The sequence below is a fragment of the Colwellia maritima genome (genome assembly GCF_022669015.1).
Taxonomy (GTDB): Bacteria; Pseudomonadota; Gammaproteobacteria; order Enterobacterales; family Alteromonadaceae; genus Colwellia; species Colwellia maritima.
This window is the reverse complement of the sequence record NZ_JAKKSL010000004.1, coordinates 420,679-428,671: the sequence shown is the minus strand read 5'-3', so window position 1 is coordinate 428,671 and position 7,993 is coordinate 420,679. Positions and strand designations below refer to the sequence as shown.

Genomic DNA, 7,993 nt, shown 5'->3' with positions numbered 1-7,993 from the left:
GGTTAACCCAAATTGTTATGCCATTGTTTACTCTATTCTCATGCTGTATTTTCGCTAGTAAATCATAGGCCTGACTGCTGTCACTACTTGCCTCATCATTCATTATTTTAACGCGCTGACCAGTGTAACTATGACCTCTAACTTGATATTGATACCGCATAAGCACGTTGTACATTGTGGTGAAACCACCGTCATCATTACGGCTTTGGTAACTATCTACTTTTGCACTGATAAGTCGGGCTTTGGTTGCATGCCAAAACTGCATTTTACTCACATCAATAATTGGTGATAACACCATAAAATATAAAATGGCTAGCCCTGCTAGGAAAAATATACCTCCGAATAAATAACCGCCTTTTTTCATAAACATCCTTATTTTATGTTTACTTGTACAATCTCGTTTAAGAAATTTAGCAGTTTTATTATTATTTTCCAATAAAAAAAGAATAGAATCATGACGCTAAGGAGTTTCTATTGAATTTAACGGCAATAATTTAGAATTAGTGTTTGGTATTGAGTAGACTGTGAAATAAACCTTCGCAGTCACTATCGATATTTATACTGAAAAAAACGAAAAAGTTTTAAATTGTATCTACACTTAATTCAATATACTTTTATTATGTTTAAATAAACAATATAGTGCTAAATAATAAAAACAAATTATATTTAATGGAGAGTGTAAATGTCAGGCAATAAAAAATTCCGTTTGGTAACTCGTAGTGATTTCGATGGTTTAGTATGTGCGATTTTACTAAAACATATTGATTTAGTTGATGATATTCTTTTTGTTCACCCAAAAGATATGCAAGATGGTTCTATTGAAGTCGGCTCAAATGATATTTCAACCAATTTACCTTACGTTGATGGCGTTAACATTGCCTTTGATCACCACCATAGTGAAACCTTACGCAATGAAAAACGCGACAATCATATTATTGACCCTGATGCTCCATCAGCTGCTCGTGTTGTATATGACTACTACGGTGGTCTAGAAACCTATCCCTCAAGCCGACAAGCATGATGGAAGCTGTAGACAAGGGTGATTCTGCCCAGTTCAATATGGAAGAAGTCTTACATGCAAAACGCCGGGAACTACTAAACTTCATCATGGATTCTCGAACTGGTTTAGGGCGATTCAGAGATTTTCGTATCTCAAACTATGAACTGATGATGAATTTAATCGATTTTGGTAAAGATCACAGTATTGACCAAATACTAGAACTGCCTGATGTCAAAGAGCGCACCGATCTTTATTTTGAGCATGAAGAGAAGTTCAAAGAACAAATAAAACGTTGTGCAACTGTTCATGGTAACTTAGTCGTTTTAGATTTGAGAGAAGAAGAGATTATTTATTCAGGTAACCGTTTTGTTATTTATGCTTTATTTCCACAATGTAATATTTCAATTCATGTTATGTGGGGGCTTAAAAAACAAAATACGGTTTTTGCTACAGGTAAATCAATTTTTGATCGTAGTTCAAAAACAAATGTTGGCGAATTAATGTTGAAATATAACGGTGGTGGGCATAATGCAGCGGGTACTTGTCAAGTGCCGCATGATCAAAATGAGGCATGCCTTGCTGAGTTGATTTCAGCTATTAACGCTGATGGTTGATGGTTGATGGTTGAGACAATACTGACCAGTTGCAAAACAAATTAAGTAACCGCCAGATTTAAGCTACTTTTCTACTTTAATTATAGTAAATAATATAAAGTGTTTATTAACAATTACCAATTAAGAGCTTCAAAATATGACCTTAAAAAACGATTACAATGCAGAAGAAAACATTATAATTCCTCAAGAAGCCTTTGATTGGTATGACGAATACGCTCATGGCATGATTGATAGACGAACCTTTATGAAACGTCTTGCCAGTTTAGCTGTCGTTGGCATGAGTACGAATATACTCGCCTCAGCTTTATTGCCTAACTATGCTCTAGCTGATCAAGTTTCATTTAATGATGAGAGTATAACTGCAACCTATGAAACGTTTGATTCTCCTAAAGGGCTTGGTAGTGTAAAAGGATATTTTGTTAAACCTGCTAATTTAACTGGCACCGCGCCTGCTGTATTGGTGGTACACGAAAATAGGGGGTTAAACCCATACGTAAAAGATGTAGCACGTAGAGTTGCCAAAGCCGGTTTTATTGCCTTCGCCCCAGATATTTTACATACCCTTGGAGGTTATCCCGGTAATGATGATGAAGGTAGAAAAATGCAAAGTACCTTAAACCGAGAAAAAATAGAACAAGACTTTATTGCCTCAGCTAAGTTTCTCAAAAATCACTCATTATCAAATGGAAAACTCGGTGGTGTTGGTTTTTGCTTTGGTGGTTATATCATTAATATGCTTGCTGCAAGAATACCTGAGATTATGGATGCCGGTGTTCCTTTTTATGGGACACCTGCGGCAAAAGAGCTAAGAAAAAATATTAATTCTCCTTTATTAATTCAATTAGGCGAATTAGACAAACGGGTTAATGCCACATGGCCTGAGTATGAACAAGACTTAAAAGCTAATAACGTTAATTATGTAATGCACATGTATAAAAATGTAAATCACGGCTTTCATAATGATTCAACCAGTCGCTATGATCAAAAAAATGCCGATCTTGCGTGGGAACGTACAATCGCTTTTTTTAATAAACACTTAAGATCATAAAAGTTTCATTCTAAAGCCGTATAATAGTTGAAAGTGATGTAACTCCCAAAAAGGAAACTAAAACTAAGGGAATACTATTGACTAATTTTTTCATCATGATTCTCCTGTAGGTGCATCATGGATTCTCGACCTGGTTTAGGGCGATTCAGAGATTTTGTATCCCAAACTATGGACTGATGATGAATTTAATCGATTGACTTAATATTCGCTTTTCTGCAAGATGTGAATTCATAGATTTAATGGAACTCTTTATCGGAGCAATGGAATGTTATATAAAATAAGTTGGTTACTCGCCTTAGCTACATTAACCACCCACGCCAATACTATTTATAAATGCCAAGATGGTGATAATGTTATTTTTTCACAAATCCCCTGTGAAACCGACAATGTAGAAAATATTCAAGTAGATTATTCTAAAACGCAAAACAATGTGACGTTTAAATCAAACAAGGTTGCGTCAACTAACAATAATACCGATCCAATGTTATATACCTTAGCTAAGAAAAAAGAGCGCTCAATAGCTAAAATAGAACGATTAACACAACGGTATAATGAAGAGATTGATAAAGTTAGAACAAAGGGGTTAGATGCCGGCGTCAATAGAGTCCGGTTCCAGTTATTTAGTTTTACTTACTGAACAAATTCAAACAGTGAAAGCTAAGTATCAAAAAGATATACAGGAAGAAAAAAACACGCTGAAAGAAATTGAGCAAAAAATGAGTGAAGCACATTAACTTACCTCTCCCCTATCAACACGCACTAAGCCTACTTGAGTTAAGTGCTAAAATGAAAGGCAATATTATGTTATTGTTGACATATAGTGCTAGTGTCAAAATACCCCTTACATCGCCTTTTTCTCAACTCTAAGGGGGAGTTCCCCCTTTAATTCACGATTTACTTTTGCATCATTTGTTGTCGATGTTTTACTTGGAACTTAGCAAACTCCTCTGAAGTTACTTTTTGGTCACCATTAGCATCTATCTCTTCAAAAGATGAAGAATTGGCAATATTTCGCATAGGATAACCTTGCTTAACACGCTCTGATATTCTTTCGGCTCTAGCCTCATAGAGTTCTTCTGCTAAAATGACACCATCACCATTTATGTCAAATTCAGAAAAACTGGGCATATTGCTCTTTCTTCCCATACCGACACCTTTGCCATTACCCTGTCTCATGTTAGAAACTTGGCCTGAAATACTACGTCGATTTTGCATTTGAGCCTGTTGACCTACAATGAGCTCTTGCTCTGTTAACTGCCCATCTTGATTCACATCAAAGCTCATAAATGAAGGGGCGGTACCGGACCTTTCATGGGACGACCTTGAGCTGCTTTACTTGCCATACGTTCACTTCTTACTTGAGTAAACTCTTGTTCACTGATCGATCCATTTCCGTCCAAATCATAGTTAGCAAAAGGAACTGGACCACTCACGGGTAATTCAGCTGAAATAGTTGAAAATGATGCAACTCCCAAAAAGGAAAATAAAACTAAGGGAATACTATTGACTAATTTTTTCATCATGACTCTCCTGTAGGTTATAAAAATTCGTTTAAAAAATCTTTCTGTATTACAACTATGATATGCCTCTCGCATTAAACAAAATTGATTTGGATCAATTATTGCTGCATCGCATCACAAGTCTCGGTGGGAATTTGTTTTTGTGCTAAATTGCAACGTTTGCAGCTTAGTTCACTGTTCGCGTCGCGGTGGCGACGACACCCAAAAAGAAAAGGAGACTGCCTCCGCTCTTACCTTCCCTTTGGACTCCCTCGGAGCCCCAACTCAGCAGTACATTCAATAACAAACGAGCGTAGCCCACGAACCCTGCCGATTTATCATCCATGAACAACGGCAGCCCTCGGACATCCATGTCTCGGGTCGAGGCCTACCCTTGCTCGTTTGTCATTTCATTGTTGAGATGGGTATTTAAGCACTTGGCACAGCAAGTCGATAAAACAAACACCTAGTGTTTTGAACAGCCAAAAAGACAAGACCAATATTATTATCCCCCTCACCTATCAAAACGCGCCAAGTCTGCTTGAATCAAGTGCCGTAATGAAAGGCAATATTCACGTATTGCCATCAGGATGATGGCAAAGGCAAAGCAGCACATGGATGTGCGTTCTTTGCCGTTACGTCGAAGATATTGCCTTGAATGTAGGATCACACTTGATTAGCAGCGCCGAGGGAGTCCAGAGGGAGGTCGGCGTCAGCCTCCCTTTGGGTGCCGTCGCCACCGCGACAATTAAAGTAAACATATGCTATAGTTGTTATTAAACAATAATACGCCCTATTAACCATGTTATACAAATACTTACCCCCAAGTAGAGTTGACGTTATAAATGACTTAAAGATTCGGTTTTCACCATTAAAATCATTAAATGACCCTTATGAATCGTTACCTCTACTTTCAATAAAAGAAGAAAATATAATAAAAGAAGAATCCTTTACGAATTAAATTCATTTTGGGCATCAGTCGCAGATGAAGAAAAAAATCAAGAAAATATAGAGATCTATGACAAAACAACAAATGACTTAATTGAGCATTTTGAAACTATATTTAATAAATTAAATTTAGCAGAAAGTTTGATGGAGTATTTTGGGGATAATTATGGGGTACTTTCACTATCCCGTACATATCGCAGCCTGTTAATGTGGAGCCACTATACAGATTCAGGTAAAGGATATGTTATAGGTTTTAATAAATCACACCACTTTTTTCATGCATTAACACTAGAAGGTAAAATTACACAACCAGAAGCAGTTTTATACTCAGATACTAGACAAATAATAAGTTCTGACAAAAGTAATCTATTAAAACAAGTTTTATGTCAGAAATCTTTAGATTGGGCATATGAGCAAGAGGAAAGAGTTTTCAGGGCTAGCATGGATAGTAAAAGCTCCATTGGAAAAGATGAATTTAACCTAGATATAATTCTCCATGATATTCCCAAAGGTTCAATAAGTGAAATCATTATTGGTTATCAAGCTAATGAAAGAACACAAAAGAAAATATTAGATGCTATTCATAAGCATAAGATTAAATGCGATATATATAAAGCAAGCCTTTCGATTCATGAATACCGAATAGAATTAACAAAAATATCAAACAAAAAACCCGCTAGATAGCGGGTTTTCATTAAGAAAAGCAGTTTGCAATCAAAAACTAATTGATTACCAACCTGTTTTCTCTTTAAGTGCAGAGCCAATTTCAGCTAAAGAACGAACAGTTTTAACACCAAATTTCGCTTCTAATGCTGCAAATTTCTCATCAGCAGTACCTTTACCACCGATAATTGCGCCGGATGACCCATACGCTTACCGGCAGGTGCAGTAACACCAACAATGTAAGAAACTACAGGTTTAGTTACATTAGCTTTAATGTATTCAGCTGCTTCTTCTTCAGCAGTACCACCAATTTCACCAATCATTACAATTGCTTCAGTTTGAGGATCGTTTTGGAACATTTCTAAAACGTCGATGAAGTTAGTACCTGGGATAGGGTCACCACCAATACCTACACAAGTAGATTGGCCGAAACCTGCATCAGTAGTTTGTTTAACAGCTTCGTACGTTAATGTACCAGAACGTGAAACAATACCCACTTTACCTGGTAAATGAATATGACCTGGCATAATACCAATTTTAGTTTCGCCTGGCGTGATAACACCTGGGCAGTTAGGACCGATCATACGAACGCCTGTTTGCTCAAGTTTAACTTTAACGTCAACCATATCTAAAGTTGGAATACCTTCAGTAATAGTAACGATAAGTTGAATACCTGCGTCAATCGCTTCTAAAATAGCATCTTTACAGAACGGTCTTGGAACGTAAATAACTGTTGCTGTTGCGCCAGTTGCTTCTACGGCTTCACGTACTGTATTGAATACTGGAAGGCCTAAATGCGTTTGACCGCCTTTACCTGGGCTTACGCCACCAACCATTTGTGTACCATATTCAAGTGCTTGCTCTGAATGGAATGTACCTTGACCACCAGTGAAACCTTGACAGATTACTTTAGTATCTTTGTTAATTAATACAGACATTATTTGCCCTCCGCAGCGGCAACAACTTTAAGTGCTGCGTCAGTTAATGATTCAGCAGCGATGATATTTACATCAGAGCTTGCTAATACTGCACGACCTGCTTCAGCGTTAGTACCTTCTAAACGTACAACAACTGGCACTTCAACGCCTACTTCTTTAACAGCAGCGATGATACCTTCAGCGATCATGTCACAACGAACGATACCACCAAAAATGTTAACTAAAACAGCTTTAACGTTTGTATCAGAAAGGATTATTTTGAACGCTTCAGAAACACGCTCTTTGGTTGCGCCGCCACCAACATCAAGGAAGTTAGCCGGCTTGCCGCCATGTAAATTAACGATATCCATAGTACCCATTGCTAGGCCTGCACCGTTAACCATACAACCAACGTTGCCGTCTAAAGCTACGTAGTTTAATTCATATCGTGCTGCATGAGCTTCACGTTCATCTTCTTGAGATGGATCATGGAATGCGCGCATTTTAGGTTGACGGTATAACGCATTACCATCAATACCAATTTTTCCGTCTAAACAGTGAAGGTTACCTTCGTCTGTTATAACTAACGGGTTGATTTCTAATAAAGCAAAATCGAAATCTTCAAACATTTTTGCAAGACCTAAAAAGATCTTAACAAATTGCTTCATTTGCGTTGGGTTTAAACCTAACTTGAAGCCTAGTTCACGTGCTTGGTATGGTTGTGCACCCACTAATGGATCGATTTCAGCTTGGTGAATTAACTCTGGCGTTTCTTCAGCAATCTTTTCAATATCAACACCGCCTTCAGTAGAAGCCATGAATACTACTTTACGAGAACCACGGTCTACAACTGCACCAAGGTATAATTCGTTAGCAATATCAGTACAGCTTTCTACTAAAATTTTCGCAACCGGTTGGCCATTCTCATCTGTTTGATAAGTAACTAAGTTCTTACCTAACCAGTTTTGAGCGAATTCTTTGATTTCGTCTTTAGTTTTAACTAGCTTAACACCGCCAGCTTTACCACGGCCACCCGCGTGTACTTGAGTTTTAACAACCCACATATTGCCGCCAATTTTGTCAGCAGCTTCTGCAGCTTCTTGAGGTGTATCGCAAGCGAAACCTTCAGAAACTGGTAAACCATATTCAGCGAATAATTGTTTCGCTTGATACTCATGCAAATTCATGGTGTTTTATCCATTTATCTGTAAATGAAAGCCATCGTTTTTCTTATTTTTTAGTAAAATAATTTTTATTAAAAAATAAAAATAAACAAGAGCCAATGAAAAGTCGACAAATTATAG

At 37.3% G+C, this 7,993-nt stretch carries 7 protein-coding genes and 2 pseudogenes; 4 read left to right on the top strand and 5 right to left on the bottom strand.

All coding sequences use genetic code 11. From position 1 onward, the window contains the following. Positions 1-364: DUF3592 domain-containing protein (locus L3081_RS20570; protein WP_242288205.1), on the bottom strand; the 364-nt coding region annotated here is incomplete at its 3' end. Between the two features lie 318 nt (positions 365-682). Here L3081_RS20570 and L3081_RS20565 point away from each other — a divergent pair. From L3081_RS20565 to L3081_RS20555, 3 genes and pseudogenes are all read left to right on the top strand, one after another. Further along, positions 683-1,614: pseudogene (locus tag L3081_RS20565) on the top strand (exopolyphosphatase). Positions 1,615-1,750: 136 nt separating this feature from the next. Then, complete coding sequence (locus tag L3081_RS20560) at positions 1,751-2,662, top strand: dienelactone hydrolase family protein (RefSeq protein WP_242288203.1); 912 nt, start codon at positions 1,751-1,753, stop codon at positions 2,660-2,662. 265 nt (positions 2,663-2,927) lie between these two features. Next, positions 2,928-3,299, top strand: coding sequence for a DUF4124 domain-containing protein (locus L3081_RS20555; protein ID WP_242288202.1), 372 nt, complete (start codon positions 2,928-2,930; stop codon positions 3,297-3,299). A 257-nt stretch (positions 3,300-3,556) separates the two neighbouring features. On the opposite strand, the gene L3081_RS20550 is transcribed toward L3081_RS20555, so the two are convergent. After that, positions 3,557-3,934, bottom strand: a complete 378-nt coding sequence (locus tag L3081_RS20550) for an EF-hand domain-containing protein (protein ID WP_242288200.1) — start codon at positions 3,932-3,934, stop codon at positions 3,557-3,559. 8 nt (positions 3,935-3,942) lie between these two features. Next, on the bottom strand, positions 3,943-4,185 hold the full coding sequence (locus L3081_RS20545; RefSeq protein WP_242288199.1) for an EF-hand domain-containing protein: 243 nt from the start codon (positions 4,183-4,185) through the stop codon (positions 3,943-3,945). A 1,068-nt stretch (positions 4,186-5,253) separates the two neighbouring features. On the opposite strand from L3081_RS20545, the gene L3081_RS20540 reads away from it, so the two are divergent. Further along, on the top strand, positions 5,254-5,793 hold the full coding sequence (locus L3081_RS20540) for a DUF2971 domain-containing protein (protein WP_242288197.1): 540 nt from the start codon (positions 5,254-5,256) through the stop codon (positions 5,791-5,793). 45 nt (positions 5,794-5,838) lie between these two features. Here L3081_RS20540 and sucD read toward each other — a convergent pair. Together sucD and sucC are read right to left on the bottom strand one after the other, a co-directional pair. Continuing rightward, a pseudogene (sucD, locus tag L3081_RS20535) lies at positions 5,839-6,710 on the bottom strand (succinate--CoA ligase subunit alpha). After that, positions 6,710-7,876, bottom strand: coding sequence for an ADP-forming succinate--CoA ligase subunit beta (gene sucC, locus L3081_RS20530; protein WP_242288195.1), 1,167 nt, complete (start codon positions 7,874-7,876; stop codon positions 6,710-6,712). The pseudogene sucD and the gene sucC overlap by 1 nt, the downstream one beginning before the upstream one ends. Positions 7,877-7,993: the final 117 nt, after the last annotated feature.

Excerpts from the sequence above, each read along its gene's own strand:
- L3081_RS20560 (WP_242288203.1), top strand. The coding sequence starts at position 1,751 with ATGACCTTAAAAAACGATTACAATGCAGAAGAAAACATTATAATTCCT.
- L3081_RS20555 (WP_242288202.1), top strand. The coding sequence starts at position 2,928 with ATGTTATATAAAATAAGTTGGTTACTCGCCTTAGCTACATTAACCACC.
- L3081_RS20545 (WP_242288199.1), bottom strand. The coding sequence starts at position 4,185 with ATGATGAAAAAATTAGTCAATAGTATTCCCTTAGTTTTATTTTCCTTT.
- L3081_RS20540 (WP_242288197.1), top strand. The coding sequence starts at position 5,254 with ATGGAGTATTTTGGGGATAATTATGGGGTACTTTCACTATCCCGTACA.
- sucC (WP_242288195.1), bottom strand. The coding sequence starts at position 7,876 with ATGAATTTGCATGAGTATCAAGCGAAACAATTATTCGCTGAATATGGT.